This is a genomic window from Bradyrhizobium sp., from assembly GCF_027307225.1.
In the GTDB taxonomy this organism is placed as follows: Bacteria; Pseudomonadota; Alphaproteobacteria; order Rhizobiales; family Xanthobacteraceae; genus Bradyrhizobium.
In genome coordinates this window covers 63430-79955 of record NZ_DAHUXJ010000048.1, presented here as the reverse complement: position 1 = coordinate 79955, position 16526 = coordinate 63430, and the positions used below count along the sequence as shown (strand labels likewise).

Here is a 16526-nt window from a genome sequence, read left to right as displayed (position 1 = left end):
CATATTGCGGCTCCACGTTTACGAACTTCGGAATCAAAGGAGCACTAGCCAATTATGTGATTCTAGTGCGGTTTAGAATTTGAAGTTCCTATGATGAGGTTACCGCGAAACTGATAGGAACTTCAAATTCACCGCACTAGTGTCCTGTGATGCATTCGAGGAGCCAATAACACCTCAGATTGTCGCCATTATTCACTGGCTTGTCGACCCCGAAACGACAGGTAGCGAGGCACCCGATCGGGCTCCAGCGATCGACGTGAAACTGATGGAACGAACGATCAACTCGTTATCGAACGGATCGCGGCATTGGTTGCCCAATTGCATCCCCTGCGGACATAAGCCGCACGTTTCCGAGAGGTGTATTCGCCGGGCTCGCACCAGGTCACGCCTCCCGTTCCCGCTTGAGGCGCTCGCGGTAGGTGCGGGTCTTGTGTCGGTTGCCGCATAACGTGGATTGGCACCAGCGCCGAGTGCCGGGCTTGGAGCGGTCGAAAAACACCCGTTTGCACTCCTCGGACGCGCACATCTTGAGCCGGTCGAGCGAGCCGTTGGCAGCGCCGTTGTAGAGTTCGGCGACCACAGCCGAAAGGCCGGCCATGGCGTCGCTTCCGGCCGGCGCCAGTTTCAGCCCGTCTTTTCCAACCGACGTTACGCGCAGAGGAAATCGTGCCATCGCCCTGTCGAGTGCGTCCTTTATGGATGTCTCGCGCCGGCGATCCGCCGGATCGCGTTCAAGGTAATCGCGAATGGCGCCGCGTAGCGCCAGCGCGGTTTCGAACGTCGCGCTGGACGGAACTTTGCCCGCCTCATTGAGCTTGCGACGCGCCATCCATGCACCGAGCGCGGCGGCATCTTCCAGCTCGTCCGCCTGCGGGTGCTGCACCCCGTGATGCACAAAGTGGCGTAAATCGAGGCTGTTGGCGAAATCGTAGCTGTTCGCCAATGCATCGGGGACCTGGAACCTTCGCGATTCTTTCGACATGAGGCAAAATTTATGTCCGAGAGGGGCTTGAAACAAGACACCAGTAAAATAGTTTTACCAGTGTCGTTCGAAAAGGCTTCGTTTCAACCACCGATTCCAAACCAAGGACCCCAGCGATGTTGCAGGTCAAGCATCCCCCGATCTCCGCCGAGGAAGACCCTAGCCTCGACGCCACACATCTGCTCGCGGCTGACGAGACCTCCGTGCGTTACGACGGATGGCGGATCGTCGCCGTCTGCTTTGTGGTCGCGACCTTCGGCTGGGCGTTCGGTTTCTACGGCCAGAGTGTCTATCTCGCCGAACTGCATCGGCAGCACGGCTGGCCGGCATCGCTGATCTCGGTCGCGACGACCTTCTTCTACTTGTTTGGGGCGCTGCTCGTCGTTTTTGTCGCTGAAGCGATCAAGAGATTCGGCCCGCGAAATTGCCTTTTGGCCGGGACGAGCGCAATGGCGGTCGCAGTTATTTTGATGGGGCAGGTCAATGCTCCCTGGCAGCTGTATCTCGCAGATATCGCGTTGGCCTTCGGCTGGGCAGGCACCAGTCTCGCGATGATCAGCACCACGCTCGGCCTCTGGTTCGATCGAAAGCGCGGCATGGCGATCAGCCTCGCGTTGAATGGCGCGAGCTTCGGGGGCATCGTCGGCGTACCGTTGCTGGTGATTGCGATCGGCCAGCTTGGATTTCCCCGCGCGATGACGGTGGCAGCCGGCATCATGCTCGTCCTGGTCATTCCCGTCGTATTGATCTTTGTCAGGCAGCCGCCACGACAGTCGGGCAAGCCAGCCATGGCAGGCGACGCGCCATCCTCCGCTCAAATTCGCGCGCGCGCCTTGCGCGACATCGGCTTCATGTCGGTATCGACCGCCTTCGCGCTGGTGCTGTTCGCCCAGGTGGGCTTTATCGTCCACCTTATCTCGTTTCTCGATCCGGTGGTGGGCCGTTCCGGCGCGGCCATTGCGATGGCGATGTTGACGGCCATGGCGGTCGCCGGGCGCGTGTTGTTTTCTACCGTGATCGACCGGCTCAATCAGCGGCTCGCGTCGGCCCTTTCCTTTGTCAGTCAGGCGCTGGCGCTTCTGGTCGTCATCCATTTCCGCAACGAGACGCTGGTGATCGCGGCTTGCGCGGTCTTCGGCTTCTCGGTCGGCAATCTGATCACGCTGCCGTCGCTGATCGTACAGCGGGAGTTCGACGCGCGTTCGTTCGGGGTTTTGATTAGCTTGCTCACCGCGATCACGCAGGTGACCTATGCCCTTGGACCCGGCGTGATCGGCGCGCTACGCGATCTCTCGGGAGCCTATACGCTGCCCTTTTACGGCTGCATCGCGCTGGAATTGATCGCAGCCGTCCTGATCATGATCCGTGGAAAATCGGCCGTGCCGGGGTAGTCGTTACAGGCGCGCCGCACCGAGAGGGGACGAGGCAACCCGGTCCGCCCCCCGTCGCCATGAAACCGTGTTAAGGTCCGGAAAGCGATCGTTTCGGCGAGTGCGGAGGACGGCCAGGATGTTTTTCGTGTTTCTTCGTCACGGCGGCGTTGCCGCACTCCTCGCAGGCGTTGTGGTCGAAGGGCTGGCGTTTCTGTTTGGCCGGATCGAGCCGAGCTTCGCGATGATCCTGCTAGGCGCACTGCTGTTTTACCTCAGCGAATACGGCATGCACCGGTTTGCCTTTCATGCCCCGCCCTTGCCGTGGCCGATGCTGCGCAAGCTTCAGCACCGCCTGCATTACGACCACCATGTCGAACCGAACCGGCTCGATCTGTTGTTCCTGCCGCTCTGGTTTCTGGTGCCGAATCTGGCTGTCGCCACTGTCCTGGTCGCGCTGGTGTTCGGAGCTGAGCCCTCGCTGTCGGCGCTATTCGGCATGATGCTGGCGATCCTGCACTATGAATGGGTGCATTACGTCGCCCACATTCCCTACCGGCCGCGGACGCGGTTCGGGCGCTGGATCAAACAATACCACCTGCGTCATCACTTCGTCAGCGAGAAACACTGGTTCGGCGTCAGCAACCCGTCGCTGGACAGCGTGTTCGGCACGTTCCACGGACCCGGCGCCACGGAGAAAAGCAGCACGGTCCGCAAGCTTTTTTGATAGGCCGGCTTTTCAAAAAAATCGGTCGATCGGCAACGGCTCAAAGGCTGGCGATCCCGTGCCGGCTCTGATAGATGGAAGCCGAGATGACGCTTTGAAGAAAGCGAAATACTCCGGTCCCGTAGCTCAGCTGGATAGAGCGACGGTTTCCTAAACCGTAGGTCGCATGTTCGAGTCATGCCGGGATCGCCAACGCCTAAACCCACAAAAGCCCAATAAAATAAGGCGTTTTTCGATTTTCGCCGTTTGTTCGGTGGTCGATTTGAGCGCGGATTCTCCGATTCCGCCTGTTCCGCCCAGTCCGAGCAGTTACAAGCAGTTACGCAGGGTACTGCCTGCTCCATGCAACACGGATGCAACACGAGGAGGTCGGTTTGTTCGCATCTTGTCCATCAAACGAATGCCTTTTCACAGATGCAGATTGCGGTACGACGGAGCGTGGTTGGAAGGAACCGTTCCGAGATTTCGGCGGCACTTTGTCGGGATAGGCAGATGGCGCAAGACAATCTGATATCGCTTCACGATGAGGAAGAAGCCATCCGGACGGATAGTTTAGCGTTGGTGGCAAAACGAACGGATCTCACGGACCATCTTGCACTCATCCAGGAGGCGATGAACGTGATTTGGGCTTTCACGCAGGAGCATGTCCACAACAGCGACGACGAACTGACGTTCCAGTTCCTCGGCATTCGACTGTTCAATGCCGCTGCCGTTTCGATCAAGCTGGCCTTGGCTGGTTACTATATTGCAGCTGCTACTACATTTGCCTTGCTGGCTGGACCAGCACTGGCGCAATCGTCGCAAAATACGACGGCTCCTCAAACACGGCAAAACGGCGCTCAGTCGCAGTCGCAGTCGCCACAACAGGGCCTTGTGGCGGCGCAGAAAATCCAGACGGACCTGCAAAAGCAGGGCTTCACCGACGTCAAGGTAGTGTCCGAGTCATTCGTTGTGCAGGGCAAATCTCCCGACGGTGACCCTATTGTGATGACGATCGGTGCGCGCGGCATGTCGGTGTTCGAAGCCATGAACGCAAGCGGATCCGAGTCCAACACGGTCGGATCCGACAATAGCTCCTCTAACAACTCGAGCTCGAATTCGACGTCGAGCCCCTCCGCCGGCCGAACTCTTTGCGCTGGCTACGTGTGAACTGGAACACAGACTCTCACTTAGCGCCACGGTAGGAAACGACTCCGATGGCCTTAGCGAAGGTCCCTACCTTCCGCAACGCTAGGCCGTCGGCGGCCCCGTCGGTCCAACCTGGCGGGGCCGCTTGACATCAACTTATGTTTGCTAACATAGCAACCCGGCGAAAAGGTACGCGTTTGGTGAGCCATGAGGATGAGACCGCAAAAATTCAGCAATGAGAATTCGCCTGTCACTCCGCAAACTCGTCTGGCACGGCAAATGTCGGAGGTGATTTCGCTAAGAGAAAAGCTCGCGCAAGCTGAGCTTGCAGCCCGTCGGTACGGCCGGAAAGAAGGAGATCGAGCAGAGCCGCACGAGAAGCAGACCAACGCGGTCGAGCTAGGTCACAGAGTCCCGCGTGGCGAACCAGCATAAATCGGCAATCACGATTGTATATCGAGGTGGGACATTGTCGCAGCGGGTTTTCAATATCTGCTATCTGAGCGCAATTTCCTTTGCGACTTTTGGCTGGTTAGCAGCTTTCGGCTGGATGACGATTAAGATCGGGAAGTGGCTTTTGGCGTAGCTATAACAATCGCCGGCCGATCGCGCGAAGTCCATACTAACTAACCGAACTGTTGTGCTGTATGCAGCGCACACAGGATCACGTCCCATAGGGAAAACGGTTGATCCCGGTCAGCTCTAATTGGATAGCCGCCGTGAACCGGGGTTATGTCGACGCGGGCGTCCACGATCAATTCGGGGTAATGACCTGTTTCCAATGTTAGCGGCCGGTTTCGAAATACGCGGCGGCCTATCTTGAATCTGCTAATTTTGTAAGCTGCACCCTTGATTGGGTGTACTGTCTCATCATAACAACCCGGTGCGTCGCTTTTATCTGTGATGAGATCGCCGGTCGCGCTTCCGCCTGACCCATCCTGGCGAGCGCATCATGCCGCAGGGCAAGGTGGCAGCTGCTTGCAGGAACAATATCATCCAGCAAAGGTTAGCGGAGAAGACAGAGGTCTTCTCCAATGCGCCGCTCGAAGTCGCAATCTTTCCGCAACAAGCTGGACTTGTCCGACCGTGTTCAGGTGCGCTTAGTCAGAAAGCGGCTACGGCTGTCCGATTCCGAGCTGGCGGAGATCGTCGAAAGGATTGGCAATTCCCTTTCGGGTATCAGCAAGCAGGTCGCCCTGCAAAGGGGCAAGGGGCTGCCTCAGCAGGCTGATGTACCCGCAGCCGCCGTCATCGCCTTCGCAACCGTCGCCGAGCAGGTCTCAACCGAATTCACACCGGGCAAGCCGGCTTCATAGCGAGCCTTCTCCAGCGGACTATGGGCAGACCGCTGCAGCTCGACGAAACACCGACCCAGCCAGTTTCGAGCCTTCGACGCTCTCGAATCGCCGAAGGCAAGCCGTTTCCGCTTGGCGCCACCTGGGACGGCCTTGGAGTCAACTTCGCGCAGTTCAGGGAGCGCGGGGGGGTGGTCGCACCATATCGGTCACTTCTGCGAACACTAGAGCAACTCTCAAAGAGGAGTTCTTTCAAAGCGCCCCAGTCTCTGCCGGGTTTTTACCTCTTTAAAGGCCGGAACGAAGTCATTCCTGCAAGGTCGTTTTAGGCGCAAGGAGTCCAGACGATGAGCGATATACCGAGTCAGGCCGCTGAGGGCACGATCATTACAGTAGGTGAACTTATGGCAGAGCTTGGTCGATGGCCGCATGACGCCGCCGTTACCTTCCGATGCCCGCTGCAGGACCAAGAGCTCAGATTCTATCGAGTCCAAGGTCCATCAAAGGATTTCGTGCTAGTTGAACTCAATTTATATCCTGACACTCCGCCGGTAGTGGCGACCCAAAACGATTAGAATTGAGAAGAGCGAAGCCATGTCCGGTGACCAGGAGTTCCTGCTTTATCCGATGGACACCGGCGAAGATCCCGTCTGCCTTAGCTGCGGCACCATAATGAACGTGGCGGCGCACGAGGCTCGCGAAACAAAACCGGATTTTATCATCTTCCGATGTCCGCACTGTGGAAGGACGGAGAAATTCCTCTGCGAGGAATGAGCGACGTCGACAAGGCGATCAGGATAAGAACAATAACCTCGAATGTCGCGTTCACGCAGCGAAACGGCCTGACATCCGGCGACAATTCTATGCACAACCGAGATTCAGTGACCCGTTGGTAGTCCGGCCAGTCCTCGGCGAAAGTCGCCAATATCGGCGTGGGTCGGAACGGAGTCGGAACGGAAATGCCGCTGAGCGCGCTTGGTTCGTGCTCCACGTAAGATCTTGCAATTGACCCCAGCAACGGAGATCTGATGCCGGCGTTACGTCGGAGATCTGATGCCGGCGTTACGTCGGCCGGTTGAGCCGGACCCCCAATAGCGAATATCCCGGGCCTCGGTCTCAGCCTCTTCACCGCTTAATAGCTAATTCGGCCAACTCTGTCGAATGCTTGCGAAACATAGCGACCCGCTTGCTGGTGAATTCTGAAATGACACCGGGAAATTCAAGGGGCGACCTAACGGTCGCAAGCCTGTGAGAAAATTCAAAAGCTAATTGCATGTTGGCCAGCGCTATTTCGAGTAGCTTTGCTTGATAGGTCTGGACATTTGCTGTAGCCAAGGGAAACTTAGTTCCCTTCTTTGAATCGTTATCCGTCGCCATCTGTTTGCTGTCATCTTCAAAGCGTATCGTCGGATCCTCAACAAGGGGAGACTCTTGTGGTGGGTTGTTATGAGGCTCTGGCGGCGGTTCAGTCGGGCCTGCCCCAGCCGAGGGCAGAAGGTTGTTTTTCGGGCTTCTAACAATTGCCTGAGCGGCCCGTTGGGCCTTCACCGCTATTTTCGGGACGTGGGCGTGCTTTGACGTCATTGCCTGCTTACGTTTGCTCAATTGAGACTCCAGGGCACGAGTAGGCTGACCAAAAAGGTCGATCCAGAGACAACAGGGTATGGAATGCAACGTTCCGAAAGTTCCATCTGACAAGACTAGATCATTGCATATTTGTCAGTGCCATCTCGCGACTGCAACCTTGAAGCGCCATCGCGGCTTTTTGACCACCGACGGTCCGGCTCACCCGAAGGCCGATGAGCTACTTCCGTCGGCGCCGCGACCGCTTGACCGCACTGCTTCTACTTCGGCCAGAACTTGGCTTGCCCAGCCGCTTCGCATTTGCCGCTACATGCCGTCGATATTGCTGGACTACTTTATCGCCCGAAGCACCTGCCATTAGGCTTGCGGTCGCTTCCAAAGCCGCATGCATCTTTCGCTGACCATTAATTTTACTTCGCGACGGGCGATTTTGTCACCGCGCATTAGCTTCATCACCCGGAGCGCAATCACGTGATTTGCTTCGACTGCCAACAACATTAAAGAATTGACATCCGCTGCCCCCTAGTTAGTCAAGGGCGAAAGCGCGGAAATGTTCCCGATTCCAAAGTAGGCACCGCAATTTGAGGATGCGGCCATTTAGGATGTAGATTGCCCCGCCAATCTCGAAGCTTTACCCGGTGCCGACCTGGTCCGCAGGCGCTTTGCGCCAATGCGGGTGCAGATCGTCGTCGCCTTGAGCTCGCCTACAGCCTGATGTTTGATCGCGCCAATGAAAGCCTCCACTGAGGGCGGCTTTACTCTTTCGATCCTACTTTCGATATGGCGCTTTCGACCTCGGCTGCCAGCACGAGGAAGTGCTCTGCAAGCCTCGCGAAGAGTTCTCGTTTCGCTTCGTCGGTTGCCTTGCCAGCGATCTTGGTGAACTCCGCTGATTGCTCGCGCAGCTTCGCTAGTTCGGCCTGCATGTCCTCCATGACGTGCCTATTTCGGAGGCTGCAATCCCGGCGAATTGACCCAGTCATCGATGTGGGCTGCTGTATCGGCCAGCTGTGCTCGCTTGAGCATGGTTTCTTGCTCGGGACCAGGTTCGAGCTTTGCGGCTTGGGCGCGAACATCGTTGGCCCGCATGGTGAGGCGATCCTTGAGGGGTGCTGTCTGCTTAAGGCGACGCCGTACCTGCATGCGCTTCCCCTTGTTTGAGTAGGGCGGGAGCACGACCGGCGTTCTCATCACCGATGTAAGCCACGGTCCGTGCGGTGATGGCGAAAGCGTAGAGCGGAATGAAAAATTCCGCCGTTACATAGGTTAATGTCCCGCTTCTGCAACCGTCTTCCACTGCTCGGCGCGGTCGGCCAATTGCTCGTATTCCGCAGCCACTTTAAGCAGCCTTTGCTTGTCGCTCTCAGCGAGGCGATAGCCATCCGCTTTTGTTCTGTTTCCTCTGCACGCTCTCGCAAGAACTGTGCGTTCCTCATGACCTCGGTCATATTATCCTCATGCAGTTCCGCGTGATTAACATTTGTGAACGAAACGGGTTCCCCGACGCCGTGGAGTCACAAGGATAGCACCCAAGCCATATGGGAAAGAGCAAGATGGCAACCGGGAGCGCGTGATCCGGTTTTGCGGACATTCTGGTGGCGGATACTTGGGTTTGCAAAAGGGTCGATTGAGCTGAAAAAGCCGAATATGCCGCTCAGCAAATTCGGGCAAAAGCGAACTGGCCCACCGATTTTGACTGACGATGCGCTCTTAGAGAGGAGGAAGGCGTTGAATGAAACGCACCTATCGACGCGGTCTCCCGCGTACCAAGGCAGAAAACGCGCCAACAGCTCCTAGAAAATTAGTCCTAACTCCGGAGAGGACCTTTTCAACACAATCGGTCATAAGCAGAAGTCGCTTAGCACCCTAGCGACTAAGCAGGCGCGGCGAATGCGCGGTGTTCCGATATCATCATATGAACACACAAGGGCCGAGCAACGAACAAGCGGGAACCGAACCAATGGTAACGCGCATAGTTGGTCCCGCGGTTAACGAGAAGAAAGACTCGAAAATGTCGAATGAAAACCAGAACGATAATGGCGATAAGCAACTTGATCCAAGGGTGGCATTGACCAACGCCTTCCCAACCGGCTTTCAGGCGATTGCCAGTGCTTACGGCGACTATGCGAAGAAGTCGTTTGAAGACACAAAGGCCTTTGTTGAAAAGCTGTCAGGCGTCAGGTCGCTTGACAAGGCGATCGAAGTTCAAACCGAATTTGCGAAGACGTCTTACGAGACATTCGTAACCGAGTCGCAGAAGATTGGCACGCTGTACGGCGATCTCGTCAAGCAGTCGTACAAGCCATTCGGTGGAATTGTTGAAAAGATGACACCGACAAATCAATAGATATTGTTCTGCGATGTCAGGACGAAACTGCCCTGCTCATCGCGGGGCGCTTTTTTTGTACTGGCCGAAATAGGCCAGCGCGGATTCAGAACAGGCCACCGGTAGGAACAATGGGGTTGCGGTCCTGTTGCACATTGTTCCACTCCGAAGGAACGAGCCTCATGGCCAACGACAATAACAAGAACCCGAACGAAAAGCAGCCGGGCGAAAATCCGGATGGCAAGTACCATTTCAATCCCGGCAACATGGCGGGGAAGAAGCCGGGGGATGAGAAGCAAACGGCCGAAAACCGCGGTGAGACGCGCGAACCCAAAGAAAAACCCGCCGGTTAGGCCGGTAAGACACTCGCGGAAGCGATTTTGGCCGCTACTTACCGCGAACGGCGCGAGACTGATAGCGTTGCTCCTGAAGACAACCTGTCCGCCGAAGCGCGGTTCGAGGAACGAAGTCAGTTATCGCTGGTTCACCCTGTGCTGCAACATTTCCCGGGATCATCCGGACTTTGTGCACGCCCCACTTAGTATGAGCATGACAGCAGCCCAACTCACTAGACGCGTTCGTCGATCTGCCCCTCGTCAGTTTCGGAACCCAATGCCTCCCTCTTATGTGGGAGCGGCGGCGGTCGCGATTGGCGCATTAGCCACACTTGCTCTGGTCAACCGCCATCTTGCGAAGAAGGCGGCGCTGAACAATCCGCCTGCCGGCCGCTTCCTCGAACTCAACGGCGTCCGCCTTCACTACATTGAGCGGGGCTCAGGCGAGCCTCTCGTTCTGCTTCACGGTAACGGCAGCATGATTCAGGATTTCGAATCCAGCGGCCTGATTGATCTCGCTGCCAAAAATTTCAGGGTGATCGTTTTTGATCGTCCCGGTTTCGGCCATAGCGACCGGCCGCGCAATGTCGTTTGGACGCCAGACGCCCAGGCAAAATTGATCAAGGATGCTCTCGCACAGCTCCGCATCTCAAATGCTGTCATCCTTGGCCACTCATGGGGCGCATCGGTCGCAATTGCATTGGGGTTGCGGTTCCCTGGCCTGGTACGGGGATTGGTTCTTGCGTCAGGATATTACTATCCAACCATTCGCACGGACGTCGTTGCGTCGGCCGCGCCGTCTTTGCCGCTAATTGGGGACCTCTTGAGTCATACCGTGTCGCCTTTGATCAGCCGGGCGACATGGCCGATGGCGATGGCGAAGATCTTTGGTCCCAAATCCGTGCCGGAGAAGTTCAAGGCATTTCCGAAGGAGATGGCATTGCGACCTTCTCAGATAAGGGCGGCCGCCGCGGAATCCACGATGATGATCCCGGACGCTTTTAGGTTGCGTTATCAGTATGCGGATTTGAAAATGCCGGTCGTTATCATCGCGGGCGCCAAAGACGGGTTGATCGACACCAACACGCAGTCGGTCCGGTTGCATTCCGACATCTCTCAGAGCAGCTTTCATCGGCTTCCAGGGAACGGGCACATGATCCAGCAGACCGCCACGGATCAGCTCATGTCGGCGATAATTGAAGTTGCGGGTAACTCAGCTAGGCTTTCGGCAGCGGAATAGCCTGTCAACGTCGACGCTGATCAATCGCGACCTCAATGCGAGTGGAAGCGGTATCGGATTTCACATGTTGGAGAGTACTGTGAAAAAGACACTATATCGGTGTTTTTATTGAGATGATCCATCATGGCGGGAAGGTAGCCCCGATGATCCGGACTATATCCGGTTTTGAGCCGTGCTGCGGCTATCCGGACGAAGACTGGGATGCGGTCTGAGCTAGACGAGCCGCGGTGATGACTGAAAGGCCCCTTATGGCCGCTCCTTCGAACTCGTCCGGGATACGCTTGACCATCACGATGATCTGACCCCGACGAGTCGGCACGCGTACCGGCTCACCGTCTCCAAATCCGGAAGGGAAGTGATGTTTGATCTCGCGCTGGTGGGGACGTCTTGCCCCGAAGTACGCTGCACCAACTCGGCGCCGGCCGGAACCTGCATTCGTAGATCCATATCGATGCCGTCGGAGTGAGTTGTCGCGGTTCCGCCGTACAGGGCTCCCGCTATGTCATGCCCAATCACTCGGCTATTCTTTACGCAAAACACGCCTATGCCAACGCCGTTGGTACCTGAATATACGAAAGCGTATGTGCCATTGATCTGATAGACCCCTCCCAATCGGGCTTGGGTTACGGCACGCCATGATGTGACGGCCTCGCCCGGCCCACGTAAGGCCTTCCAGTCGCGTTGACTTAGTGGCTCAGGATCGTAAAGGCAGCAACGGCAGTTCGACTAGCGCCGTGCCGATGGCTAGGAGCCACACTTCTCGCTTAGTTTGCTTATCCATGGTTTTCCAACGGTCGAGGGTGTGCAGTGTTCCCCCGCAGGCAGTCGACGGACACGCTGTTCCATTTTATTTTTTTGGAAAAACGAGGGTGGCGCCGGATGCCACCTCTATGGCTCGGCCGAGATGCTGAGCTGGCTGGTCGATGAACAAAGGATCGAGCCGCATGTGACCGTGTTCGACAAATCTGCGCGCAAGGACGGCACCTTCTCACGCGAGGACTTCAGCTACGAACAGGCGAATGACGTTTATATCCCTCCTGGTGGGAAGACACTCACCACGACAGGCACCCGCGTCAATGATGGCGATACCTTGCTCTATCGAGCAGTCAAAGCTGATTGCGATGCTTGTGCGTTGAGATCACGGTGCTGCCCAAACACACCCCCTCGAAAAGTACCGCGCTCGATCCATGAGCACGCTCGCGATAGGGCGCGTGAGATTGCCAAGTCCCCGCTCGGTCGAACGTCGCGACGGCTACGCAAGAAGGTCGAAATGCTGTTCGCCCACCTCAAGCGCATCCTCAAACTGGACCGATTGCGATTAAGAGGACCAAACGGCGCCCATGACGAGTTCCTCCTCGCAGCAACCGCCCAGAACCTTCGGAAGCTGGCCAAGCTGATCCCAATGCCGCAACCAAAGCCCGCCGGAAAAGCGGTCGGTTTGCCGCCAGCTTGTCGCTGCTTCAATCGTCAACCGACTTCTTCAACGGAATCGGTCGATCAACGGAAGTCACGGCTCGATGCAAGATGGGTTTTTTGTATTTAATTCCAACTTTTTGCGTGCAAAGGAGTGGGGCCGGTTGTCGGGACTCGACTGGTCCCGTCGGAGAAACGTCCGCTTGTGCCTCGAAACCGAAAGTCGCGCCTACACGAGCTGATGAATAAGCGATGCTCCGATCCTGCAGCTTGGTTCCGAAGCGCCGGCATCGTCCGTATCGGAGCGGCGAGCGGTCGCGAGATTGGCTGGAGATTAAGGCTACTCACACCCTGAAGCGGTGCGAATTGTGAGTCATTCAAATGATCCAGAGTCTCCGGGACGATGATCACTCGACCGAGACGTGAACGATGCCGGATCGCATCATTCCAAGCGCACGCGCAGCACTCACCGACACATCGATAACCCGACCTCTCACGAACGGTCCGCGATCATTGACCCGGCAATGTATTGAATGACCGGCATACGTCACTGTGACCATGGTTCCGAAAGGACGGGTTCGATGAGCGCAGGTCATTTCGCCCTTGAGGCCACGCCCGCCGTAATAAGAGGCAAGACCGGTCTCGGCTTCACAAACGGACGCCGTCCAAAGCACAAATGAAATAACCAATGCGGAACGATACACGACCTTAAATGCCTTGGGACCGTGCAAGGTTCCGACCGTGCCAGGGCAGGAACGAGAGAAAACACCTAGGCTTAAACAAATGCCCGAGTTGAGGGCCCTAAGTTCCGTAGGAGAAAACGATCGCGAGACCGACCGAAATTGAGGTTGTCCGGCGGCCTTACGAGCTCTGTGGGAGCAGTCAGGGGAGGCTGAGGGCCGGATCACGAGTTTTACCTGCAGGCTCTGCATGAGTTGCAAGAGGCGCTCGACGAGGAAGCGCCGAACCGCACGGATTGACGTGGCAAAAGGCGGGCGTCAAGCCTTCCGTGGCCCGCTCACAGCCAAACGCGACAATGATAAAGGCGGCGATTAACAAAACTTTTCAGATCATAAAAAAGTAAAGCCGCGCCAACCCGAGGGCCGACGCGGCAATGGCCGTTCTGTTGCTAGGTGTACCTACCCCGAACGGTTACGCCGCGAGGCGCACTTCGTTCAATGCAACGTTATCGTTTGCATTTAGGTTTTTGACCCGATAACGGCGGTATCATGCCGAGCACAGTTCATAGCTTCTTCGCGACCATCGATCCTAGTTCGCCCCCGCCTTAACAGCTTTGGAATTTCGCCTTTCGACAAAATCAATCTCACCGAAATGAGACCTTTAAGCTCAAGCTGCTAAGGTGGAGGCGCCGGGTACTGCCCCCGGGTCTGCCCGCGGTCCGCACTGAAGTTCAGCGCCATCGTCTTGCGACGCGATACCTATACGCGCCATAGGGTGCGAAAGCTAGGCCAAACGCAATAAGCACCGGCGGACTGTGATGCGGCGCATGGGATGGACAGGGCGGCCGGCTGAATTTCCGGCTTGTCTTCCCTCGGATGCCATCAATCGGCGCTCCTGAGCTGGCGCATGGTAAATTCGATCGCGCCGCCCGGCAATTCGCGCCAGCGCTCGACTTCGCTCATGTAGGCCGCCTTCATATAAGATTTGAGAAAGGCTTCGGCTCTCGAGCGGGCTTCCTCGCGCGGAAGAGAGAACGTCTCACGCGCGAAGCCGTCGGGCGCGCTGCGTACTTACCGCACCATGCGGTCGGCAAGGTCTCGCGGTCGAAAAGACATGTCGCCAACTCTAACAAATAACGACGTGGCGGACTTGTATGTCGTATCGGAACGAATTCGAGTCCCGTGGCTTGAATCTCGGTTCGCAACCGCGAAGTTTCCCTTTATTTCCGTCGATTCAGCGAAGGAATCTCGTCATGGCGGACCACACGCCGACTTCAGCCGTGAAGACGGTTCCCAAGCCCCTCGACCAGCACCTGCGGGATATGGCCGACTGCATTCGGTTTCTTTCGATGGACGCCGTCCAGCAGGCCAAAAGCGGTCATCCCGGCGCGCCCATGGGGATGGCCGACATCGCCACCATTCTGTTCAAGGATTTCATGCAGTTCGATGCGGCTGATCCGCATTGGTTTGACCGAGATCGCTTCGTGCTATCGAACGGCCACGCCTCGATGCTGCTCTACAGCCTGCTTTATCTGACCGGCTTCAAGGATATGACCTTGGACCAGTTGAAGCGGTTCCGCCAAATCGGCAGCAAGACCGCCGGCCATCCAGAATACAAGCACGCCGACGGTATCGAGACGACGACTGGTCCGCTCGGCCAAGGCGTCGCGAACGCGGTGGGCTTTGCCCTTGCCGAGCGCATTATGAACGCCGAATTCGGTGATGACCTCTGCAAGCATTGGACCTACGTCTTTATGGGCGATGGCTGTCTGATGGAGGGTATCAGCGAGGAAGCGATCTCCATGGCGGGCCACTATAAGCTCGGCCATCTCATCGCCTTTTGGGACAACAACTCGATCACGATCGACGGGCCGACCCGACTTTCAGTCTCTGACACCGAGATTGAGCGCTTTCGAGCGTCCGGCTGGCACGTCCAGGAGATCGACGGTCACGACACCGACGCGATCCGCGACGCAATCACCGCCGCTCGCGCTGTGACAGACAAGCCGTCCATGATCGCCTGCAGGACCATCATCGGCTTCGGCTTCCCGACCAAGGCCGGCACCGAGAAGGCTCATAGCGACGCACCCGGCGAAGAGGAAATCGCAGGTGCGCGCAAGATCCTCGGTTGGGATTCGCCCCCATTCGTAATCCCCGAGCCGCTACTGCGGGAGTGGCGCGAGATCGGTACCAAGGGGCGAACTGCTCGCATGGCCTGGGCAGACCGTGTCAAGGCGGCTCCTGCTGAACTGCGCTCCGAGTTCGAACGCCGCAACGACGGCAAATTGCCCGCCGGCTGGCAGAAAGCCATCGCCGCGGCCCGCTCCGAGTTCATTGCAAGCGGCAAGGAATTGGCAACCCGTACCGCCGGCGGCGCGGTCCTCGATCATCTCGCCGCGGCCATACCGGAACTGCTGGGAGGTTCGGCCGATCTAACGGCTCGAACAACACAAAGGCAAAGGGCATGATCGAGATTAGGCCTGGCGAATACAAAGGCACTTACATGCATTACGGCGTGCGCGAGCACAGCATGGGCGCTGCCATGAACGGCATCGCGCTGCACGGCGGCTTGATCCCCTATGGAGGCACCTTTCTGTGCTTCTCGGATTACTGCCGCCCATCCATCCGCCTCGCGGCCCTCATGCAAATCCGGACGATTTTCGTCATGACGCATGATTCAATCGGCCTTGGCGAAGATGGTCCCACCCATCAGCCAGTCGAGCAGCTCGCTGGCCTGCGGGCAATCCCGCACCTCGCGGTCTATCGCCCGGGCGATCCGGTCGAGACCGCCGAGTGCTGGGAATTGATTTTGGAAGCGCCGCGCCAGGCAGCCCTCATTGCCCTCTCCCGCCAGCCGATGCCGCTGCTCCGTCGCGAATCCGGGGACGACAACAAGTCGGCCAAGGGCGGCTATATCCTATTGGAGGCCGAGGGCGGCGAGCGCAAGCTCACCATCCTGAGCACTGGCTCGGAACTGCATCTCGCGGTCCAGGCGCGGGACGCCCTCCAGAAGCAAGGCATCCCGACTGCGGTCGTCTCCATGCCTTGCCGCCTGCTCTTCGAGCAGCAGGACCCCGCCTACAAGAAGGCGGTTCTCGGCCGGAGCCGTGCGCGCGTCGCGGTTGAAGCCGCAGTCGAACTGGGCTGGGAGCGCTATATAGGCCTCGAAGGCCGCTTCGTTGGCATGCACAGCTTCGGTGCCTCCGGCAAAATCGCCGACGTTTATAAGAAATTTGACATCAATGCCGACGCGGTCGTGCGTGCAGCCCATGAGACGCTCGCAGAAATCGCCGCCCCCTGACTAATCGGCCAGTTACCGAGGCATCAACAGGAACAGCTCGACAACCGAGAACCTCGAATTCAACAATCATTATTTACCGCATGCCCTTAGGGTCGTAAGCGGAAGTAACGGCATGGCGTCGTGATGTCGCTTTACCCCTACGAAC

General features: G+C 57.4%; 13 protein-coding genes, 1 tRNA gene, 1 other RNA gene and 3 pseudogenes. 11 read left to right on the top strand and 7 right to left on the bottom strand.

From position 1 onward, the window contains the following. Positions 1-382: 382 nt before the first annotated feature. Positions 383-943, bottom strand: coding sequence for a CGNR zinc finger domain-containing protein (locus M6D32_RS08015; protein ID WP_298255075.1), 561 nt, complete (start codon positions 941-943; stop codon positions 383-385). A 155-nt stretch (positions 944-1098) separates the two neighbouring features. On the opposite strand from M6D32_RS08015, the gene M6D32_RS08010 reads away from it, so the two are divergent. The 6 genes from M6D32_RS08010 to M6D32_RS07985 all read left to right on the top strand — a co-directional run bounded on the left by M6D32_RS08010 (position 1099) and on the right by M6D32_RS07985 (position 6276). Beyond that, positions 1099-2373 (top strand): MFS transporter, encoded by a 1275-nt coding sequence (locus M6D32_RS08010; protein ID WP_298255073.1) that lies wholly within the window; start codon positions 1099-1101, stop codon positions 2371-2373. Between the two features lie 118 nt (positions 2374-2491). After that, the gene (locus tag M6D32_RS08005; protein ID WP_298255070.1) at positions 2492-3079 is read left to right on the top strand and encodes a sterol desaturase family protein; all 588 of its coding nucleotides are present in this window, start codon (positions 2492-2494) and stop codon (positions 3077-3079) included. 115 nt (positions 3080-3194) lie between these two features. Next, positions 3195-3271, top strand: a tRNA-Arg gene (locus M6D32_RS08000). 300 nt (positions 3272-3571) lie between these two features. After that, a complete protein-coding gene (locus M6D32_RS07995; protein ID WP_298255067.1) occupies positions 3572-4228 on the top strand; it encodes a hypothetical protein in 657 nt (218 codons plus the stop codon). A gap of 1013 nt (positions 4229-5241) precedes the next feature. Beyond that, entirely contained in the window at positions 5242-5523 is a 282-nt protein-coding gene (locus M6D32_RS07990) for a hypothetical protein (protein ID WP_298255066.1), read from the top strand. Between the two features lie 573 nt (positions 5524-6096). Continuing rightward, entirely contained in the window at positions 6097-6276 is a 180-nt protein-coding gene (locus M6D32_RS07985; protein ID WP_298255064.1) for a hypothetical protein, read from the top strand. Between the two features lie 351 nt (positions 6277-6627). Here the strand turns inward: M6D32_RS07985 and M6D32_RS07980 are convergent, their stop codons facing one another. From M6D32_RS07980 to M6D32_RS07970, 3 genes are all read right to left on the bottom strand, one after another. Next, positions 6628-7107 (bottom strand): Phasin protein, encoded by a 480-nt coding sequence (locus tag M6D32_RS07980; RefSeq protein ID WP_298255062.1) that lies wholly within the window; start codon positions 7105-7107, stop codon positions 6628-6630. Positions 7108-7841: 734 nt separating this feature from the next. After that, positions 7842-8021: a hypothetical protein gene (locus M6D32_RS07975; RefSeq protein WP_298255060.1), complete on the bottom strand. Its 180-nt coding sequence runs from the start codon at positions 8019-8021 to the stop codon at positions 7842-7844. 7 nt (positions 8022-8028) lie between these two features. After that, a complete protein-coding gene (locus M6D32_RS07970; RefSeq protein ID WP_298255058.1) occupies positions 8029-8229 on the bottom strand; it encodes a hypothetical protein in 201 nt (66 codons plus the stop codon). Between the two features lie 817 nt (positions 8230-9046). Between M6D32_RS07970 and M6D32_RS07965 the strand changes: the two genes are divergently transcribed. The 4 genes and pseudogenes from M6D32_RS07965 to M6D32_RS07950 form a co-directional block, all read left to right on the top strand. Further along, positions 9047-9433, top strand: coding sequence for a phasin family protein (locus tag M6D32_RS07965; RefSeq protein WP_298255056.1), 387 nt, complete (start codon positions 9047-9049; stop codon positions 9431-9433). Positions 9434-9594: 161 nt separating this feature from the next. Next, positions 9595-9765, top strand: a complete 171-nt coding sequence (locus M6D32_RS07960; RefSeq protein ID WP_298255054.1) for a hypothetical protein — start codon at positions 9595-9597, stop codon at positions 9763-9765. A 259-nt stretch (positions 9766-10024) separates the two neighbouring features. Then, a complete protein-coding gene (locus M6D32_RS07955) occupies positions 10025-10987 on the top strand; it encodes an alpha/beta hydrolase (protein WP_298255052.1) in 963 nt (320 codons plus the stop codon). A gap of 889 nt (positions 10988-11876) precedes the next feature. Then, positions 11877-12389, top strand: a pseudogene (locus M6D32_RS07950) (transposase); the annotation flags it as partial. Between the two features lie 418 nt (positions 12390-12807). Here M6D32_RS07950 and M6D32_RS07945 read toward each other — a convergent pair. The 3 genes and pseudogenes from M6D32_RS07945 to M6D32_RS07935 form a co-directional block, all read right to left on the bottom strand. Then, a complete protein-coding gene (locus tag M6D32_RS07945; protein WP_298255050.1) occupies positions 12808-13104 on the bottom strand; it encodes a septal ring lytic transglycosylase RlpA family protein in 297 nt (98 codons plus the stop codon). 409 nt (positions 13105-13513) lie between these two features. Next, positions 13514-13871, bottom strand: a transfer-messenger RNA (tmRNA) gene (gene ssrA, locus M6D32_RS07940). A gap of 91 nt (positions 13872-13962) precedes the next feature. After that, positions 13963-14196 (bottom strand): annotated as a pseudogene (locus tag M6D32_RS07935) (hypothetical protein). A gap of 137 nt (positions 14197-14333) precedes the next feature. Between M6D32_RS07935 and tkt the strand changes: the two are divergent. Next, positions 14334-16381, top strand: a pseudogene (gene tkt / locus M6D32_RS07930) (transketolase). The last annotated feature ends 145 nt before the right edge of the window (positions 16382-16526 follow it).